Origin of the sequence: Streptomyces sp. 7N604, assembly GCF_052245475.1 — a bacterium.
Taxonomy (GTDB): Bacteria; Actinomycetota; Actinomycetes; order Streptomycetales; family Streptomycetaceae; genus Streptomyces.
Window position 1 is genome coordinate 22859 of sequence record NZ_JBQQBX010000037.1, and the last position, 16090, is coordinate 38948.

Genomic DNA, 16090 nt, shown 5'->3' on the forward strand with positions numbered 1-16090 from the left:
ACGGATCGCTGCGTCCTTCGAAGGTTTCCGATCGCGATCAGATCAAGCAGGAAGCGGAAGGGGTGTGAAGGGCTCGGTCAGCCGATCTTGAGGAGGCCGGCTTCGACGACCGTGCGGCCGAAGGGGCTCGCGAGTTCGGCGAGGCGTTCGCAGTCGGCGTCACCCAGGGCGGCGTAGGCGGGAAGGGCCAAGTGGTCGGTGCGGTCCTCGATGTGCTGGCGCAGGCGTACGCCTTCCGGGCTGAGGGAGTCGCCCTCGAGGAGACCTCGTGTGCGCAGGCGTTCCTCGGTTTCGGCCCACTCCTCCTCGGGCCAGGCGCGACTTCCCTTGAGGAAGTCGACGGGAACCTCACCGGTGGCAGCGTGCAGAATCAGGGACTCCAAGCCCCCGACGCCCTCGCTCAGCAAGCACGCGACATGGCCGTCTCCACGGAACTCCCGGAGCAGCGTCTGGGCGTGCCACAGCTGCAGTACCGGTTCCTCCGGCCAGGGCAGCGCGGCGTGCGCGGCGAACAGCGAGCGGCCCTGAGCGTGTTCGCAGGCCGCCTCGGCGGCCCTGCGGGCCAGCGCCAGGACCTCGTCAAAAGCGGGGAGTTCGTGGATCCCGGCCCGCCGCAGGGCCTCGCTCGCGGCGGCGTGCCGCGCGTCCAGCACCTGCTGCGGCGTCACCGCGTCCCAGGCCCCGTCGACCGCCTTCCGTACGAAAGCGGGGTTGAAGTTGTAGAAAGTCGAGATGACAAGATCGGCAGATGCCCGGCCGAACGCGGCGCTCCGGGAGGCGAAGTACCCGGCGCGTCCGCTGAGTCCGAGATCCGCGTACCGTCGCCTTCCCTCGGGGGCGAAGTAGATCATGGCGTGTACGGGCTCGAGTCGGCGCCAGGCTGCTCGCGCTGTCTTCATGAGTCACCTCTTCTTGGGTTCGACAGACGGGGTATTCACTGTGGTTCCGTACTCGCCGTGACCTCGCAGATGGTCGAGCAGCAGGCGGCTCAGCGTCTCGGGCGCTTCCTCGGGGACCCAGTGGCTGACGCCCTGGAGGGTCTCGAACCGGTACGGCCCGCTGACCCACTGCCCGGTCTCCTGCGCGGCCGCTGGGCCGAACGCGCTGTCCTCCGTGCTCCACACGTACAGCGTGGGCACGTCGATGACGCCGATCGCGCCGTCAGGGCGGCCGGCCCGGTACCAGTTCAGCGCGGCGGTGAGAGCGCCCGGCTGGGACAGGTGCCGCACGTAGGCCTCGACACTGTCCTGCGGGATCTTTCCGGCGTAAGCGGCGCGAAGCCCCTCGGCATCGCCTGCGAGCATGCGCTCCTCGGTCGCGGGCGTTTCGCGCCAGTCGATCATGTAGTGCGATCGTTCGCGCTGGTCCGGGTCCGTGCGCAGTGTGGTGGCCAGAGCGCCGGGGTGCGGGGTCGAGACGACCGTCAGGGTACGTACGCGGCCGGGATGGGCATCGGCGGTCCACCACGCCACCGCGCCGCCCCAGTCATGGCCGACCAGGTCGAACGACGCCCAGCCCAATTCCTCGGTCATCGCGACGACATCCTCGACCAGGACGCTGATGCTGTAGTCCTCGGGCCGCTCGGGTCGGGCCCCGGGGGAGTACCCACGCTGGTCGGGTGCCACCACCCGGTAACCGTGTGTGGCCAACGCCGCGATCTGCCGTTGCCACACCAGTCCCGTCTGCGGGAAGCCGTGCAGCAACAGCACCGGGCGGCCCTGGGGCGGACCCGCCACGATCGCGTCGAACACGCCCGCAGCAGTGGAGATGCTCAGCTCGGTCACGATCCACCCTTCATACCGACTGGTCGGTCAGCTTTCAGCCGTGGAAATGGATTGTCAAGGTCGAGGGCACGCGCACCCCCGCAACCGCAGCTGCGCCGCCTCAGGGGAGTCTGGTTGAACTTGACGCCGGATTCAACTATAAACGATCGGGCGTTCGGTACCGCCCAACGGCATCGAGCCCGGCTCACGGTGCTGGGGATCCCCCGAAGCTCCCGAACGAACCGGACCGACAGGAAGCAGTGAGGCGACATGAGGGAAGCAGTCATCGTTTCGACGGCAAGGACGCCGATCGGGAAGGCGTACCGCGGCGCGTTCAACGACACCCAGGCGCAGGAACTTGCCGCCCATGCCCTCTCGCACGCGGTGCAGCGCGCCGGGCTCGAGGGGGGTGAGGTCGAGGATGTGATCTTCGGCTGCGCCGTGCAGCAGGGGTCCTCCGGTGGCAACGTCGCCCGCCAGGCTGCCCTCCGTGCCGGACTCCCGGACACCGTGTCCGGGATGACGATCGACCGGCAGTGCTCGTCGGGCCTGATGGCGGTTGCGACGGCCGCCAAGCAGATCGTCGGCGACGGCATGCAGGTCGCTGTCGGCGGCGGTGTCGAGTCGATCTCCTTGGTGCAGAACGACCACATGAACACCCACCGCATGGCGGATCCCTGGCTGGTCGAGCACAAGCCGAGTATCTACATGCCGATGTTGCAGACGGCGGAGATCGTCGCCGAACGCTACGGCGTGAGCCGGGAACGCCAGGACGAGTTCGCGCTGGTGTCACAGCAGCGCACCGCGGCGGCGCAGGAGGCGGGGCGGTTCGACCAGGAGATCGTCGCGCTCGCCAGTGTCAAGAAGGTCCTGGACAAGCAGTCCGGGGAGGTTCGGGACGAGGCCGTGACCCTGACCCGGGACGAGGGCAACCGCGCGTCGACCACACTCGAGGGCCTGGCCGGGCTGGCGCCGGTGCTGCCGGACGGTCAGGTGACCGCGCATTCCAGCGTGACGGCGGGCAACTCCTCGCAGTTGTCGGACGGGGCTTCGGCGTCGGTGTTGATGGAGTCGAAGGAAGCCGAGCGCCGCGGACTGGCGCCCCTGGGCGTATACCGGGGTATGGCCGTTGCCGGTTGCGGGCCGGACGAGATGGGGATCGGTCCGGTGTTCGCCATTCCGAAGTTGCTGAAGCAGCACGACCTCTCCATCGACGACATCGGTCTATGGGAACTCAACGAGGCGTTCGCGTCCCAGGCGCTGTACTGCCGCGACGAATTGAACATCGACCCGGAGCGGTTCAACGTCAATGGCGGCGCAATCTCGGTCGGCCATCCGTACGGAATGACCGGTGCCCGCCTGGTGGGGCACGCCCTGATCGAGGGCAAGCGCCGCGGCGTCCGGTATGTGGTGATCTCGATGTGTGTCGGCGGCGGAATGGGCGCAGCCGGGCTGTTCGAGGTCGCCTGAGGTCCGTGTACCAGCTGGGCGCCGGCGGCAAGGGCCGGCCGGTGGTGAAAGCCGGCGGAACATGGCTGCCGTCGCAAGGGCCGGTGGGAAGCCGGCCGCGAGAGAGGGTGTGAATACGGTGTCGAGCGAGACGGAAAAGGCCCGAACGGCGGTCCTCGTGGACTTCGGCGGGGTCATCACCTCCAGTGTGTTGCGGGCTTTCACCGACTTCGGCGCCTCGCTCGGCGGTGATCCGCGCCTGCCGCTGGACCTCCTCAGCCGGGATCAGCCATCACGGACCCTCCTGGCCGATCACGAGTCCGGCCGTATCGACGCCGAAGCCTTCGAGCGAGGGTTCGCCGAGCGTCTCCGCGCCCACGGCGCCGACGTGCAAGCAGAGGGGCTCACGGCCCGGATGCAAGCGGGAATGTCGATCGACCAGGACGTGCTCGCCCTGCTCGGTGATCTCCGCACCGCCGGGTATCTCGTTGCGCTGGTATCCAATTCGTTCGGAACCGGAACCTACGACAGCGTCGACCTCGCCGCTGTGGCCGACGCTGTCGTCATCTCCTCCGAGGTCGGGATCCGCAAGCCTTCCCGCCGGATTTACGCGATCGCATGTGAACGACTCGGCGTCGCCCCCGAGGAGGCAGTCATGATCGACGATCTGCAGCAGAACCTCGACGGGGCGGCGCGGATCGGGATCGGGGGCGTGCTGCACACCAGTGCCACCGACACCCGCCGCCAACTCGCCGAACACTTCAGGATCACCGTCTGACCGATCGACAAGATCGACGGTCGCGGGAGATCCGGTCATGCCCCGGATCGACACCGCCCGCGGGTCTCGAGCGGCAGTGCACTTCCGCCGCCCTAAGACTTGAAGTCGAGGACGGATTCAAGTCTACTGGCGGACGAGGGTGGGATCCGCACCGAATCACCTGCTCACATCCCCGGAAGGCACCGCCCATGGCCAGTGTTTTCGACCCGGTCTGCCGCCACGCGGCTGCAACTCCCGACAACATCGCGCTGCGCGGCGGCGCGGATCAGTGGACGTACCGGCAGCTGCGCGACGCGAGCGTTCGGTATGCGAGTGCCCTGGCCGCCGCGGGCCTGACGCCCGGGGACCGGGTGCTGCTGGCGGCGCCGTCGGTGCCCGAGTTCGTGGTGGCCTACCTCGGGATCCAGGCCGCCGGCTGTGTCGTGGTGCCGGTCAACACGATGTCCACCCGGGCCGAGGTCGAATACGTCCTCGGCGACGCCGGGTGCTCGTTGGCGATCGCTTGGCACGCCCTGGGCCCCGCCGTCGCGGAGGCGGCCTCGGCGCTCAAGGTCCCCTCTTGGACGCTGTCCCCGGGCGCGACGGTCACCGATGCCGCCCCCGCCCCAGTCGTCGACCGGGACCGCGACGAGACCGCGGCCATTCTGTACACCTCGGGTACGACAGGGCGGCCGAAGGGTGCCCAGCTCACGGTCGGGAACCTGTTGTCCGCCGGGGAGATCGGCGCCGAGTGCAGCCGCGGATCGAGCGCCGACCGTACCGGCACCGGACTCCCGCTGTTCCACGTGTTCGGCCAGGCGTCGGTCATGATGGCGACCTTGACCGTGGGCGGTTCGATGTCGTTGCTGGCCCGATTCGACCCGGCGGCGATGCTGGAGATGCTGCGCCGCGACCGGCTCACCATCATGGCCGGCGTACCGACCATGTGGAACGCGATGCTGCACGCAGCGGTTGATGCCGATCCGGCGGACTTCGCCGGGCTCCGTATCGCCGTCTCCGGGGGCGCGTCGCTGCCCGGGGAGATCGCCCGGGCCTTCGAGGCCCGCTTCGGCTGCACCATCCTCGAAGGCTATGGGCTCACCGAGACCACCGCGTTCGGCACCTTCAACGACATCGACCGCGGCGGCAAGACCGGGTACACCGGGCGGGCGGTCCCGCGGCTGCAGGTCCAGGTGCGTGACATCGACGGCAGCGAGTGCCCGCCGGGCACCGTCGGCGAGGTCCACATCAAGGGACCCACGGTGATGCGCGGATACTGGAACCGCCCCGCGGACACCGCCGCGGCAATCTCGACCGACGGCTGGTTGCGGACCGGCGACCTGGGCGAAACCGACACGGACGGCGACCTGCGCATCGTCGACCGGATCAAGGACCTGATCATCCGCGGCGGCTACAACGTCTACCCCGGTGAGGTCGAGGAAGTTCTCTACGAGCACCCGGACATCATCGAGGCAGCCGTCGTCGGCGTTCCCGACGACCACTACGGCGAGGAGGTCGCCGCGCTGATAGCCGCCCGGCCCAATTCGGAGCTCGGGGCCGCCGAGGTGTCGAGCTGGACACGAGAGCGACTGTCGGCCTACAAGGTCCCGCGCATCATCCGGTTCGTCGACGCGCTGCCCAAGGGCCCGAGCGGGAAGATCCTCAAGCGTTCCATCGACCGTACGGAGCTGACCCGCGACCCCGCGCTCGGCGACGCACCCGCCCGCCGGCACTGAACATCCGTCGACCGACGAGATGTGTCCGCCGTAGAAGAAAGACGCATGGTGAGTTACTCATGAGCCTGCCGCCCATCCTGCGGGACCGGCTTCGCCTGCCCGTGATCGCATCGCCGATGTTCATCGTGTCCAATCCGGAGTTGGTCATCGCCCAGTCGGCCTCCGGCATCGTGGGTTCCTTCCCCGCGCTGAACGCGCGGCCGCAGTCGGCGCTGCGCGAATGGCTGCAGCGCATAGCGGAGGAGTTGGCCAAGCACGACGCCGATCATCCCGAGACACCGTCCGCGCCGTTCGCGGTCAATCTCATCGTGCACAAGACCAACTCACGCCTGGAGGAGGACCTCGCGACCGTCGTGGAGTTCAAGGTGCCGATCGTCATCACCTCGCTCGGCGCCCGGGCCGATGTCAACGGTGCGGTCCATTCCTACGGCGGCATCGTGCTGCACGATGTCATCAGCAACCGGTTCGCGCGCAAGGCGGTGGAAAAGGGCGCGGACGGCCTGATCGCCGTCGCCGCGGGCGCGGGCGGGCACGCCGGCACGCAATCACCCTTCGCGCTCGTCCAGGAGATTCGCGACTGGTTCGACGGCCCCCTTCTGCTGTCGGGCTCCATCGCCCACGGCCGTTCGATCCTCGCCGCGCAGGCCGCCGGCGCGGACCTCGCCTACGTGGGTTCGGCGTTCATCGCCACCGACGAGGCGAACGCGGAGGACCAGTACAAGCAGATGATCGTGGACTCCACCGCCGCGGACATCGTGTACTCCAACCTGTTCACCGGCGTGCACGGCAACTACCTCCGCGGCAGCATCGAGGCCGCGGGGCTCGATCCGGCCGCACTGCCCGGATCCGATCCGTCCGCCATGGACTTCGGCAACCAGGACATCAAAGGGGCGAAGGCGTGGCGGGACATCTGGGGCGCGGGTCAGGGGGTCGGCGCGGTCGGGGCGGTACTGCCCGCGGCAGCGGTCGTCGAGCGCCTCGCCGTTGAGTACGCCGAGGCGAAGAGTCGGCTTCAGCGCGTGTAACGGTGTGCGACCGCGCACCGGTGCGCATTTATGAGGCTGGTGTCGGATTCAAGTACACTTTCGGGATGGATACCACCGCGCCCGAGGAGAGCGAGAAGGCACCGCCGATGGCGCCCCTCTCGCCACTTCGCGAGCCGCCGACGACGAAGCGCGGAGCGCGGACACGCGCCGCTTTGGTGAAGGCCGCGCGGAAGGTGTTCGAGCGGGACGGTTACCTCGACACCCGCCTGGCCGACATCACCAAAGAGGCCCGATGCGCGGCGGGATCCTTCTACACCTACTTCGCCAACAAGGAAGAGGTGCTTGCCGCCGTCCTCCTGGAGGCGCAGGAGGACATGCTGCACCCCGGCATGGGCCGGCTGCAGGACACCGACGATCCGTATGCGGTACTCGAGGCGAGTAATCGCGCGTATCTCGAGGCGTACAAACGGAACGCGAAGCTGATGGCACTGCTTGAGCAGGTCGCACAAGTGGAGCCGGAGTTCCGTAAGTTCCGAAGCCAGCGCACGGATGCGTTCATCCGCCGCAACGCCCGTGGCATCACCGACCTGCAGGCGCGGGGTGTCGCAGACCGTGAGGTCGATCCGATGATGGCCTCGCGTGCGCTGTCGGGCATGGTCAGCGTCATGGCCTACAACGCCTTTGTGCTCGGCGAAAGGCAAGAAGAAGGCACACCGGTGGACTTCGAGGAGCTCGTGTCCACGGTCACCCGGCTCTGGGCGAACGCCCTGCGGTTCCCCGGCCACCGCTGATCCGGCAGGAGCACCGGCCGGGGCGGAGCCTGCCGCCTGTGGCCGTCCGACGATCCTGGACCTTGGCGCCCGCATCGGCGACGAGGACCAGCTTGCGCGGTCCTTCACACTCAACCACCTGACTCATCACACCCTGGTACCGCAAGTCCGCAGTTCAGCGGGGCGAGGCGGCCTCCTCCGCGTGGTCATGCGCACCAGACGGTTGAACTTGACTTCAGATTCAATTATACAGGTGGGCGGGGACCACGATCGCGTCATCTCGGGGCCCGTGCTCCGGCCCCGCACGCCCCGCCACGGAGAGGGTTCGCTGTGAACGTTGCAGGAAGAGTCGCCATCGTCACCGGTGGCGGTGGCGGCATAGGCGGCGCGCTGGTCGCACGGCTCGCTCGCGAGGGTGCCCGGGTCGTCGTCGCAGACCTCGACGCGGACACCGCGCGGGCGGTATCCGAGAGAGTCAACGCCGACCATCCGGGAAGCACCGTCAGCGCCGGCGCGGACGCCTCGGACACCGCCCAGATCCAGCAGTTGATCGACCTGGCGGAGAGCGCGTTCGGCTCCGTAGACCTCTACTTCGCGAACGCGGGCATCGCCGGGGCACCCGCCCTCGACGCGAGCGAGCAGGACTGGGACCTCTCGATCGACGTGAACCTGCGAGCCCACATCCGTGCGGCAACGCTGCTGGTGCCGCGGTGGCTCGAGCGCGGCGAGGGCTACTTCGTCAGCACCGCCTCGGCGGCCGGGCTGCTCACCCAGATCGGCTCCGCCACGTACGCCGTCACCAAGCACGCGGCCGTCGGCTTCGCCGAATGGCTGAGTGTCACCTATGGCGATCGCGGGGTCCATGTCAGCTGTCTGTGCCCGATGGGGGTGAACACCAGGATGCTGTCCTTGGGGAAGGACTCCGGGGACGCGCTGGGCCGAGCGGCCACCCAGGCCGTCACGTCCGCGGGTGACGTCCTCGAACCGGCCGAGGTCGCCGACGCCGTCCTCGCCGCGATCGAGGACGAGCGCTTCCTGATCCTGCCGCACGAAGAAGTTCTGGACATGTACCGGCAGAAGGGCTCGGACTACGACCGGTGGCTGCGCGGGATGCGCCGCTACCAGAGCTCCCTGCTGGCGCAGACATGACCGGCGCGCCGGGCGAGCTCGTCCTCGCCGAACACCGCGGGCCCGTGCTGGTGCTCACGTTCAACCGGCCCGCCAAGCTGAACGCCTGGACCGACGAACTCGAGGACCGCTACTTCACGCTGCTCGACGCCGCCGAAGACGACCCGGGCGTACGCGCCGTCGTGGTCACCGGCGCGGGCCGCGGATTCTGCGCCGGTGCCGACCTCCAGCGGCTGCAGGCGGCCGGCGAGGTCTCCGAGGCGGACCGGGCGCGGCGCCGTCCGCGCGACGTGCCGCTGACCCTGCGCAAACCGCTGATCGGTGCGGTGAACGGGGTGGCCGCGGGCCTGGGCATGGTGGAGGCGCTCTACTGCGACATTCGCTTCGGCTCGCCCTCGGCCAGGTTCACCACGGCATTCGCGCAGCGCGGGCTGATCGCCGAGTACGGGATCTCCTGGCTGTTGCCCCGGCTGGTGGGGCACAGCCGGGCAACGGACCTGTTGCTGTCGAGTCGCATGGTGGACGCCGAGGAGGCTTTCCGTATCGGACTCCTCGACCACCTGGTCCCCACCGGCAGTGTGGTCGATGCCGCTGTCGCGTACGCCGCCGATCTGGCGACGCGCTGCTCCCCGGCATCCATGGCCACCATCAAGAGCCAACTGCAGGGCGACGCGGACGGCACCTACGCCGATTCCGTGACCCGGGCGGAAGGCGTCATGCTCCAGGCCTTCCGCGGGGCCGATTTCGTCGAAGGCGTGGCCAGTCACCTCGACAAGCGCCCACCGAGTTTTCCCTCCCTACCCGTCAGGAGTTCAGATGACCCTGTTTGAGATCTCGGACCGCGCCAAGAAGTACCAGGCGGATCTACTCGAGTTCATGGATTCGCACATCTACCCCGCGGAGGCGGTGTACGACGAGCAGATGCGCGCGTCGGGTGACCCGCACTTCCAGCCGCCGATCATCGAGGAACTCAAGGCGGAGGCGCGCAAGCGTGGACTGTGGAACCTCTTCCACCCGCACAAGGAGTGGGGCCCGGGGCTGACGAACCTCGAGTACGCGCCGCTGGCGGAGATCATGGGGCGCAGTCACATCGCCTCCGAGGCGTGCAACTGCAACGCTCCTGACACCGGCAACATGGAGGTGCTCACCCTCTTCGGCACCGACGAGCACAAGGAGAAATACCTTAAGCCCCTGCTCGACGGGACGATGGCCTCGGCCTTCGCGATGACCGAGCCGCGCGTGGCCAGTTCCGACGCCACCAATATCGAGTTGCGGATGGAGCGCGACGGCGACGAGTACGTGCTCAACGGCCGTAAGTGGTTCGCCTCGAACGCGATGCACAAGAACTGCAAGGTGCTCATCGTGATGGGCAAGACCGACCCCACGGCGGCCCCACATCGCCAGCAGTCGATGATGGTCGTCCCCATCGACGCCCCCGGGGTCACCGTGATCCGGAACCTCCCGGTGTTCGGGTACGCGGATCGCGAGGGGCATGCGGAGATCACCTTCGAGAATGTGCGCGTGCCGGCCAAGGACGTACTCAAGGGCGAGGGGGAGGGTTTCGCGATCAGCCAGGCCCGGCTCGGGCCCGGTCGTATCCACCACTGCATGCGGGCGATCGGCGCGGCCGAGCGGGCACTGGAGCTGATGTGCCGGCGCGCGCAGTCGCGGGTGACGTTCGGTCGTCCGGTCGCCGACCGGTCCAACGTCCAGGACTGGATCGCGGAAGCGCGTATCGACATCGAGATGATCCGCCTGCTCACGCTCAAGGCCGCGTATCTGATGGACACGGTCGGGAACAAGGAAGCGCGCACCGAGATCGCGGCCATCAAGGTGGCCGCCCCGGACATCGCGTTGAAGATCGTCGACCGCGCGATCCAGGTGCACGGGGGAGCAGGAGTGACCGAGGACTTCCCGCTGGCGATGATGTACGCGCATCTGCGGACGCTGCGGCTGGCGGACGGTCCCGACGAGGTCCACAAGCGGGCCATCGCCAGGCACGAACTGCGGCAGTACCGCGACGCCGCCACGGCAGCGGTGGGTTGAGATGGCAGGGCTCGATCTCACCGGTCGCACCGCCGTCATCACCGGCGCCTCGCGCGGTATCGGGCTGGCGATCGCCCAGGCCATCGCCGCGGCCGGCGGAAACGTCGTCCTCACCTCCCGGTCCCAGGAGGCGGCGGACGCCGCCGCGGCCAGGGTGAGCGGCTCAGCGCTGGGGGTCGGTGCGCACGCGGTCGACGAGGAGGCGGCCCAGCGCTGTGTGGATCTGACGCTCGAGCGCTTCGGAAGCCTGGACATCCTCGTCAACAACGCGGGGACCAACCCGGCCTTCGGGCCGGTCATCGACCAGGACCACGGTCGGTTCGCCAAGACCTTCGACGTGAACCTGTGGGCTCCCGTCCTGTGGACCGGTCTGGCGACGCGGGCGTGGATGGGCGAGCACGGCGGGGCGGTCGTCAACACCGCGTCGGTCGGCGGCATGGCCTTCGAGGCGAACATCGGGTTGTACAACGCGTCGAAGGCCGCACTCATCCATCTCACGAAGCAACTGGCCCTGGAACTCTCGCCGAAGGTTCGCGTCAACGCGGTGGCGCCGGGCGTGGTCCGCACGAAGCTGGCCGAGGCCCTGTGGAAAGAGCACGAGCAGGCCGTGTCGGCGTCGACGGCGCTCGGGCGCATAGGGGAGCCTGCCGACATCGCCTCGGCAGTCGCCTTCCTCGTCTCGGATGCCGCGAGTTGGATCACCGGCGAGACCATGGTGATCGACGGCGGGCAGCTGCTCGGTGACGCGCTCCCGTTCAGGCAGGGAGCCGGCGTCGGTGACTAGCGCGGGCATCGTCGGAATCGACGCCGGGGCGGTGAGCCGCTGGTTCGGGACCCTCGGCGTCGACTTCGCCGGGCCGCCTGTCTTCGACCGGATCGGGCTCGGCCAGTCGAATCTGACCTATCTGGTACGGGATCAGGACGGCCGCAGGTGGGTGCTGCGGCGCCCACCGCTGGGTCACCTGCTGGCGTCGGCGCACGACGTGGCCCGCGAGGCGCGGATTCTGACCGCGCTGGAGGGCACCGCCGTCCCGACCCCGCGGGTGCTCGGGCTGACGGTTGATCCTGCCGTGACCGACGTCCCGCTGCTGCTCATGGAGTTCGTGGACGGCCAGGTCGTCGACAGGATGTCGGTCGCGCAGTCGTTGACGCCCGAACGCCGCCGGGCGATCGGGATGTCGTTGCCACGGACGCTGGCGAAGATCCACGCGGTCGATCTCGGGGCGACCGGGCTGACTGGTCTGGCCAGCCACAAGCCGTATGCGCAGCGCCAGCTCAAGCGGTGGTCGGGCCAGTGGGAGAAGTCCAGGACCCGCGAGCTGCCCGCCGTCGAGGACCTCACGCGGCGCCTTGTCGCAGCAGTCCCGGAGCAGCGCGAACTCACGCTCGTACACGGCGACTTCCATCTGCGCAACGTCATCACCTCCTACGACAGCGGGGAGGTGACCGCGGTACTGGACTGGGAGCTGTGCACGCTCGGGGATCCGTTGGCGGACATGGGCAGCCTGCTGGCCTACTGGCCGGCCAAGGGTGAGGACACCTCAGGCGACTTCGTCGCGACCGCTCTCGACGGCTTCCCGACCCGCGAGGAACTCGTGGGGGCCTACTTGGCGGCGTCGGGACGCGACTTGACGACGCTGGGCTACTGGCACGCGCTGGGCCTGTGGAAGGTCGCGATCATCGCGGAGGGCGTCATGCGCCGCGCGATGGACGAACCGCGGAACAGGGCCGCGTCCGGGACCCCGACCGCAGAGCGCATCGACGCACTGGTGGCGAAGGCCCACGAAGTCGCGGACACGGCAGGTATCTGACCCGATCGCATTCCCACGGGACTTTGACACTCACGCATACAGGGAAGGAGCGGTGATGAGGCAAGCAGTCCTCGTATCGACGGCGCGTACGCCGATCGGGAAGGCCTACCGCGGCGCGTTCAACAACACCCGGGCCATGTGCATCGGCGGCGGCATGGGAGCTGCCGGGCTGTTCGAGGTGGCGTCGTGAACCCGGCCGCGCTGTTCGACGTCAGAGGGAAGACCGTGGTGGTCACGGGCGGCTCACGCGGAATCGGACTGATGATCGCGCACGGTTTCGTGGCGGCTGGGGCCACGGTGATCATCTCCTCCCGCAAGGCCGAGGCGTGCGAGAAGGCGGCGGCGGAGCTGTCTGCCCTGCCGTCCGCCGGCGCCGGAACCTGCCTGGCGCACCCGGCGGACCTGTCCACCGCCGAGGGCCTCGAGAGCCTCGCCGAGCGGGTCGCGGACGTCGCGCCGCGGCTGAACGTCCTGGTCAACAATGCGGGAGCCGCCTGGGGGGCGCCCATCGGTGAGTTTCCCGACTCGGGCTTCGACAAGGTGCTGAACGTCAATGTCAAGGCGGTCTTCTCGCTGACGCAACGACTGCTGCCGCAGTTGCGGACGGCCGCCACCGCGGAGGACCCCGCACGCGTCATCAACATCGGATCGATCGACGGGCTCGTCGTATCCGGGTCCGACAACTTCTCCTATGTCGCCAGCAAGGCGGCTGTGCACATGCTGACCCGCAAGATGGCCGCCACGCTGGCGAGTGAACACATCACCGTCAACGCCCTCGCGCCGGGCCCGTTCCCGACCAAGATGATGGCGCACGTCCTGGACGACCCCGAGCTGCGGGACGCCGTGGCCGAGCGGGTGCCCCTCGGCCGCGTCGGCACCCCCGAGGACATCGCGAGCCCTGCGATCTTCCTCGCCTCCCGCGCGGGCGCGTACCTGACCGGCACGGTGATCCCCGTGGACGGCGGGATCTCCGGGACGCGCTGACCGGGTCGCCGGTGAATGCCACCGCGCCACACAAGAACGCCCCACACACTCTCTCCCCTGAAAGGCGGTTCGGCGGCGATGAGCTGGTTCGACGACAGGCCGTGGACGGCCCAGTACACCAAGCGCATGGCGGAGGCGGGACCGGTCCCTGATCGCACCACGCTGGAGCTGCTGGCCGACGTGGTGGCCACGGCACCCGACAGTCCGGCCATCACCTACCTCGGGGGCACGCTGACCTACCGGGAGGTGGACGAGCTCTCCGACGGGGTGGCGCACTACCTCCTCGAGCGCGGCTTCCGCCCCGGCGACCGGCTGGCGCTGTACTTGCAGAACGTCCCGCAGTTCGTGCCGGCCCTGTTCGGCGCCTGGAAGGCGGGCGGCGCGGTCGTCCCGCTGAACCCGATGTACCGGGACGAACTCCGGCACATCCTCACCGACGCGGGAGTGTCCGCGATCGTGTGCGATGAGCACGCCTGGGCGGAACACGTCCGTGAGCGGGCCACCGCGGCGGGGGTGACGACCGCGCTCACCGCCAACCCGCTGGACCTGCAGACCCTGGACGACCCGCGCATCTTCGCCGGCCTGACCCGGCGGCGCAGCGAGGGCGCCGACGACATCCTCGACGTGGCGAGGGCACGGGCGGGGCGGCGGCCTGCCCCTCCCGGGCTGACCCCCGACGACATCGCACTGATCTCCTACACCTCCGGCACCAGCGGACTTCCGAAGGGAGCGACCAACACCCACCGCAACCTGACCGTCAACGCGGTGCTGCTGCGGCTGTACGACGAGGTCCCCGTGGGCTCACCGATATTCGCACTGGCCCCGCTGTTCCACATCACCGGCATGGTCGTCCAGCTGCTCAACGCGGTCGACCTGGCGAGCCCTCTCGTACTCGCCTACCGCTTCGAGCCGGGGGTGGTGATCGACGCGCTGAAGCGGGAACGGCCCGCTTTCATGGTCGGGCCGTCCACCGCGTACATGGCGCTGATGGCACACCCCGACTACTCCGCAGAGGTGTTCGGCTCGCTCAGGACACTCAGCTCCGGTGGCGCCCCGCTGCCCCCCGCGGTCGTCGAGCGGTTCCAAGAGCAGACGGGACGGTACATCCGCAACGGCTACGGGCTCACCGAGACCAGTGCCCCGTGCGTCGTGGTGCCCATGGACAGGGAGGCTCCCGTGGATCCCGACTCAGGCACCCTGTCGATCGGCCTGCCGCTTCCCACCGCCATGGTCCGTATCGTCAGCGAGGACGGCAAAGACCTGGGACCGAACGAGGTCGGCGAGATCGCGGTCGAGGGCCCCATGGTGGTGCCCGCGTACTGGAACAGGCCCGAGGCCACCGCGGAGTCGATCCCGAACGCGCGGCTGCTCACCGGCGACGTCGGTTTCATGGATCGGCAGGGCTGGGTGTACGTGGTCGACCGCAAGAAGGACATGATCAACGCCTCCGGCTTCAAGGTGTGGCCTCGCGAGGTCGAGGACGTCCTCTACCGGCACCCCGCGGTGCGCGAGGCCGCCGTGGTGGGGGTGCCCGACCCGTACCGCGGCGAGACGGTGGCGGCCTTCGTCAGCCTGAGGCCCGGCGGATCCGTCGAGCCCGAAGAGCTGGTCGCCTACTGCCGCGAACACCTGGCCGCCTACAAGGCCCCTCGGAAGGTCAGCATCCGCGACGAGCTGCCCAAGACCACCAGTGGCAAGATCCTGCGCCGCGAACTGCGCGGGGCGGCGTCCGCGTGACGGGCGAGAGGAGCTGAAGGATGGCCGGCCTGCCAGAGGTCCTGGCCCTCGACGAGATCGCACTGGACCGGTTCCGGTCCGGCCCGATCCCCAGCCAGTGGCCGCGGACGTTCGGTGGCCAGATCGCCGCCCAGTCGCTGATGGCCGCGGCGCGTACCCTCGACCGGTCGTACTCGGCCCACTCGATGCACGGGTACTTCCTGCGGCCCGGCCGTCCGCACGAGTCGACGGATCATCTTGTCGAGCGGATCCGCGACGGCGGCAGCTTCTGCACCCGCCGGGTGACCGCAGTCCAGGCGGGGGAGGCAATCTTCACGATGACGGCGTCCTTCCACCGCGGAGATGAAGGGTTCTCCCACCAGGTGGACATGCCGGCGGTGCCGGCACCCGGCCACATCCCGGAGTCCGACCGCATCAGCGGCTGGAGCATGCCGCGGCCCGCGGAATGGCGCGACTGGGAGATGCGATGGGTGCCCAGAGGGGAGATCGGCCACGCTCCGGAGGCGCCGGCCTGCCAGCGGGTGTGGATCCGGTACGGACGTCAGCTGCCGGACGACGGTGCCGTCCACGCCTGCGCGCTGACCTATCTCAGTGACATGGCGCTGCTGGGATCCGCGCGGCTGCCACATCCCCAAGCCGTCGTACAGGGTGCGTCGTTGGACCACTCGCTGTGGTTCCTGCGTCCCTTCCGCGCGGACGAGTGGCTGCTGTACGACCAGGTCTCCCCTTCGGCCGAGCACGGCCGGGCGCTCACCCGCGGAAGGCTGTTCGACGCGGGCGGGCGTCTGGTGGCCGCCGTCGCGCAGGAGGGACTCATGCGCTTCGACCGGCCCCGGTCGAAGGCGGGCCGCGATACAGAGGAAGGGACGCATGGTGCGCACGCCTCAGCGAGCGTTCCGTAATCCCCCCGGCCCCGACCATCG

General features: G+C 69.0%; 16 protein-coding genes. 14 read left to right on the plus strand and 2 right to left on the minus strand.

The features are described 5' to 3' along the window. Window positions 1-77: 77 nt before the first annotated feature. Complete coding sequence (locus ACTWP8_RS32135) at window positions 78-899, minus strand: SCO6745 family protein (RefSeq protein WP_443325601.1); 822 nt, start codon at window positions 897-899, stop codon at window positions 78-80. 3 nt (window positions 900-902) lie between these two features. Further along, window positions 903-1784 (minus strand): alpha/beta fold hydrolase, encoded by an 882-nt coding sequence (locus ACTWP8_RS32140; protein WP_443325602.1) that lies wholly within the window; start codon window positions 1782-1784, stop codon window positions 903-905. 249 nt (window positions 1785-2033) lie between these two features. On the opposite strand from ACTWP8_RS32140, the gene ACTWP8_RS32145 reads away from it, so the two are divergent. The 14 genes from ACTWP8_RS32145 to ACTWP8_RS32210 all read left to right on the plus strand — a co-directional run bounded on the left by ACTWP8_RS32145 (window position 2034) and on the right by ACTWP8_RS32210 (window position 16069). Next, window positions 2034-3233, plus strand: a complete 1200-nt coding sequence (locus ACTWP8_RS32145; RefSeq protein ID WP_443325603.1) for an acetyl-CoA C-acyltransferase — start codon at window positions 2034-2036, stop codon at window positions 3231-3233. Between the two features lie 118 nt (window positions 3234-3351). Next, window positions 3352-3990 (plus strand): HAD family hydrolase, encoded by a 639-nt coding sequence (locus tag ACTWP8_RS32150; protein WP_443325604.1) that lies wholly within the window; start codon window positions 3352-3354, stop codon window positions 3988-3990. A gap of 188 nt (window positions 3991-4178) precedes the next feature. Continuing rightward, a complete protein-coding gene (locus tag ACTWP8_RS32155; RefSeq protein ID WP_443325605.1) occupies window positions 4179-5705 on the plus strand; it encodes an AMP-binding protein in 1527 nt (508 codons plus the stop codon). A 59-nt stretch (window positions 5706-5764) separates the two neighbouring features. Next, complete coding sequence (locus tag ACTWP8_RS32160; protein ID WP_443325606.1) at window positions 5765-6730, plus strand: NAD(P)H-dependent flavin oxidoreductase; 966 nt, start codon at window positions 5765-5767, stop codon at window positions 6728-6730. A gap of 20 nt (window positions 6731-6750) precedes the next feature. Beyond that, window positions 6751-7482, plus strand: a complete 732-nt coding sequence (locus ACTWP8_RS32165; RefSeq protein ID WP_443325607.1) for a TetR/AcrR family transcriptional regulator — start codon at window positions 6751-6753, stop codon at window positions 7480-7482. Between the two features lie 309 nt (window positions 7483-7791). After that, the gene (locus ACTWP8_RS32170; RefSeq protein WP_443325608.1) at window positions 7792-8610 is read left to right on the plus strand and encodes an SDR family oxidoreductase; all 819 of its coding nucleotides are present in this window, start codon (window positions 7792-7794) and stop codon (window positions 8608-8610) included. Beyond that, the gene (locus ACTWP8_RS32175; protein WP_443325609.1) at window positions 8607-9419 is read left to right on the plus strand and encodes an enoyl-CoA hydratase-related protein; all 813 of its coding nucleotides are present in this window, start codon (window positions 8607-8609) and stop codon (window positions 9417-9419) included. The genes ACTWP8_RS32170 and ACTWP8_RS32175 overlap by 4 nt, the downstream gene beginning before the upstream one ends. Then, complete coding sequence (locus ACTWP8_RS32180; RefSeq protein WP_443325610.1) at window positions 9406-10635, plus strand: acyl-CoA dehydrogenase family protein; 1230 nt, start codon at window positions 9406-9408, stop codon at window positions 10633-10635. The genes ACTWP8_RS32175 and ACTWP8_RS32180 overlap by 14 nt, the downstream gene beginning before the upstream one ends. A 1-nt stretch (window position 10636) precedes the next feature. Continuing rightward, the gene (locus tag ACTWP8_RS32185; protein WP_443325611.1) at window positions 10637-11419 is read left to right on the plus strand and encodes an SDR family oxidoreductase; all 783 of its coding nucleotides are present in this window, start codon (window positions 10637-10639) and stop codon (window positions 11417-11419) included. Next, window positions 11412-12446, plus strand: a complete 1035-nt coding sequence (locus ACTWP8_RS32190) for a phosphotransferase family protein (protein WP_443325612.1) — start codon at window positions 11412-11414, stop codon at window positions 12444-12446. The genes ACTWP8_RS32185 and ACTWP8_RS32190 overlap by 8 nt, the downstream gene beginning before the upstream one ends. 55 nt (window positions 12447-12501) lie before the next feature. Further along, on the plus strand, window positions 12502-12636 hold the full coding sequence (locus ACTWP8_RS32195) for a hypothetical protein (protein WP_443325613.1): 135 nt from the start codon (window positions 12502-12504) through the stop codon (window positions 12634-12636). Further along, entirely contained in the window at window positions 12633-13430 is a 798-nt protein-coding gene (locus ACTWP8_RS32200) for an SDR family oxidoreductase (RefSeq protein ID WP_443325614.1), read from the plus strand. Before ACTWP8_RS32195 ends, ACTWP8_RS32200 begins: the two co-directional genes overlap by 4 nt. Window positions 13431-13508: 78 nt before the next feature. Further along, the gene (locus ACTWP8_RS32205; RefSeq protein ID WP_443325615.1) at window positions 13509-15167 is read left to right on the plus strand and encodes an AMP-binding protein; all 1659 of its coding nucleotides are present in this window, start codon (window positions 13509-13511) and stop codon (window positions 15165-15167) included. A gap of 20 nt (window positions 15168-15187) precedes the next feature. Continuing rightward, complete coding sequence (locus tag ACTWP8_RS32210; RefSeq protein ID WP_443325616.1) at window positions 15188-16069, plus strand: acyl-CoA thioesterase; 882 nt, start codon at window positions 15188-15190, stop codon at window positions 16067-16069. Window positions 16070-16090: the final 21 nt, after the last annotated feature.

Excerpts from the sequence above, each read along its gene's own strand:
- ACTWP8_RS32135 (WP_443325601.1), bottom strand. The coding sequence starts at position 899 with ATGAAGACAGCGCGAGCAGCCTGGCGCCGACTCGAGCCCGTACACGCC.
- ACTWP8_RS32145 (WP_443325603.1), top strand. The coding sequence starts at position 2,034 with ATGAGGGAAGCAGTCATCGTTTCGACGGCAAGGACGCCGATCGGGAAG.
- ACTWP8_RS32155 (WP_443325605.1), top strand. The coding sequence starts at position 4,179 with ATGGCCAGTGTTTTCGACCCGGTCTGCCGCCACGCGGCTGCAACTCCC.
- ACTWP8_RS32160 (WP_443325606.1), top strand. The coding sequence starts at position 5,765 with ATGAGCCTGCCGCCCATCCTGCGGGACCGGCTTCGCCTGCCCGTGATC.
- ACTWP8_RS32175 (WP_443325609.1), top strand. The coding sequence starts at position 8,607 with ATGACCGGCGCGCCGGGCGAGCTCGTCCTCGCCGAACACCGCGGGCCC.
- ACTWP8_RS32180 (WP_443325610.1), top strand. The coding sequence starts at position 9,406 with ATGACCCTGTTTGAGATCTCGGACCGCGCCAAGAAGTACCAGGCGGAT.
- ACTWP8_RS32185 (WP_443325611.1), top strand. The coding sequence starts at position 10,637 with ATGGCAGGGCTCGATCTCACCGGTCGCACCGCCGTCATCACCGGCGCC.
- ACTWP8_RS32195 (WP_443325613.1), top strand. The coding sequence starts at position 12,502 with ATGAGGCAAGCAGTCCTCGTATCGACGGCGCGTACGCCGATCGGGAAG.
- ACTWP8_RS32205 (WP_443325615.1), top strand. The coding sequence starts at position 13,509 with ATGAGCTGGTTCGACGACAGGCCGTGGACGGCCCAGTACACCAAGCGC.
- ACTWP8_RS32210 (WP_443325616.1), top strand. The coding sequence starts at position 15,188 with ATGGCCGGCCTGCCAGAGGTCCTGGCCCTCGACGAGATCGCACTGGAC.